Annotated in this window: 1 protein-coding gene and 2 pseudogenes; 1 reads left to right on the forward strand and 2 read right to left on the reverse strand. The window is 74.2% G+C overall.

Translation table 11 applies throughout. From position 1 onward, the window contains the following. Positions 1-220, reverse strand: a pseudogene (locus tag AOK16_RS27535) (alcohol dehydrogenase); the annotation flags it as partial. Between AOK16_RS27535 and AOK16_RS23670 the strand changes: the two are divergent. Further along, positions 141-548: pseudogene (locus AOK16_RS23670) on the forward strand (zinc-binding dehydrogenase); the annotation flags it as partial. The pseudogenes AOK16_RS27535 and AOK16_RS23670 overlap by 80 nt on opposite strands. Positions 549-734: 186 nt before the next feature. Here the strand turns inward: AOK16_RS23670 and pdxA are convergent. Beyond that, positions 735-1886 (reverse strand): 4-hydroxythreonine-4-phosphate dehydrogenase PdxA, encoded by a 1152-nt coding sequence (gene pdxA, locus AOK16_RS23675; RefSeq protein WP_055474162.1) that lies wholly within the window; start codon positions 1884-1886, stop codon positions 735-737. Positions 1887-1896 lie beyond the last annotated feature (10 nt).

Here is a 1896-nt window from a genome sequence, read left to right on the forward strand (position 1 = left end):
CGCCCGCGACCTCAATGGCCACATCGGCCCCGGGCCCCTCCGCCAGGTCGGCGATCAGCCGCCCGGGCAGTTCGGCGGAGTCCGCGCCCAGCCGGGCGGCGGCCGCCAGCCGGGCGGGCGACAGGTCGACGGCGATGACCCTGCCGGGCGCGGACTCCGCCGAACTGCCCGGGCGGCTGATCGCCGACCTGGCGGAGGGGCCCGGGGCCGATGTGGCCATCGAGGCCGCGGGCGACCCGGAGAGCTTCGTGCTGTGCACCCGGGTGGTGCGCCAGGGCGGCCACATCGCCAACATCGGCACGCACGGGGTGCCGGCCATGCTCCACCTCGAGGCGCTGTGGCGCAAGAACCTGACCATCAGCACAGGTCAGGTCGACACCTTCTCGACACCCGCGCTCCTGGACTTCGCGACCTCCGGACGCCTGCACGTCTCCGACCTGGTCACCCACGGCTTCCCGCTCGACCGCGTGGAGGAGGCGTACGAGGCGTTCGCCCGCGGCAGCGAGACGGGGGCGCTGAAGACGGTGCTGCGCGGCGGCCGAGGCTGAGGGCTGGTCGGCCCTTCCGGCCGCGGCCGCATGGTGGTGTCATGGGAAGTGAGCCGAGGGCGAACAGGCACGGAGAAGCGGAGCTCCTGCCGCGCACCGTGCAATCCGGGCCCACGAGAAGCGGGCAGCCCCCGGCTCCCTCCTGAGCCCGTACGGACGGTCGCTACGGACGCGGTCTCTGCGGGCTCATTCCCGGCGGAGCGGCGGGGCGGCCGCCATCCCGGTGGCCTGCCGCAGCGCCTCGACCATGCTGCGCGGGTCGGCGGTGCCGGTGCCGGCGATGTCGAACGCGGTGCCGTGGTCGACGGAGGTGCGGATGACCGGCAGGCCGACGGTCAGGTTGACCCCGGAGTCCAGGCCGAGGACCTTGACCGGGCCATGGCCCTGATCGTGGTACATCGCCACGATCAGGTCGTAGTCGCCCCGCCCGGCGAGGAAGAACGCGGTGTCGGCGGGGAGCGGTCCGCGGGCGTCGATGCCCTCGGCCCGTACGGTCTCCAGGGCCGGGGCGATCTTCTCCGCCTCCTCGCCGTAGCCGAAGAGCCCGTTCTCGCCCGCGTGCGGGTTGATCCCGCACACCCCGATGACGGGCGCCGCGACCCCCGCCCGCACCATGGCCTCGTGGCCGCGCCGCACGGTCCTGGCGACGAGCCCCGGCTCGATCCGGGCGACGGCGTCGATCAGGCCGATGTGCGTGGTCACGTGGATGACCTTGACGGTCGGCGTGGACAGCATCATCGACACCTCCTCGACCCCGGTGAGGTGGGCGAGCAGTTCGGTGTGCCCGGGGAAGAAATGGCCGCCCGCGTGCAGCGCGGCCTTGTTGAGCGGGGCCGTGCAGATCCCCTGCACCTCCCCGGCCAGGGCGAGTTCCGCGGCGACCCGCACGTAGTGGTACGCGGCGTCGCCCGCCTCCGCGGACACCTTCCCCCAGGGCAGATCGGCGGGGAGGAGATCGAGGTCGACGACGTTGAGGCGGTGGAGGCCGGACTCGTCCAAGCCTCCGGGGTCGGCCTCGGCCTCGATGCCGACGCCGGCGTTGGTACCGGGTCCGGCGTTGGTCCCGGGTCCGGGTCCAAGCCCGGCCCCGGACCCGGAGCCCGGGCCGGTCGGGAACTCGGCCTCGGAAGGGGCGGCGATCGGGACGATCTCGGTGGAGTCCGCCACGCCGAGGACCTCGGCCGCCAGCCGCAGCCGGTGCGCGTCCCCGATGACCACCGGCTCGCACCGCCGCAGCGTGTCCGCGTCCCGCAGGGCGGCGACGACCACCTCGGGCCCGATGCCCGCGCCGTCGCCCATCGTGACCGCGATGCGGGGGAGTTGACCGGTGGGTTGCATGGGCTGGGAC

The organism is Streptomyces pathocidini, from assembly GCF_001418495.1.
In the GTDB taxonomy this organism is placed as follows: Bacteria; Actinomycetota; Actinomycetes; order Streptomycetales; family Streptomycetaceae; genus Streptomyces; species Streptomyces pathocidini.

What these genes read in the sequence shown, in the direction of transcription:
- pdxA (WP_055474162.1), bottom strand. Translation starts at nt 1,886, where the DNA reads ATGCAACCCACCGGTCAACTCCCCCGCATCGCGGTCACGATGGGCGAC.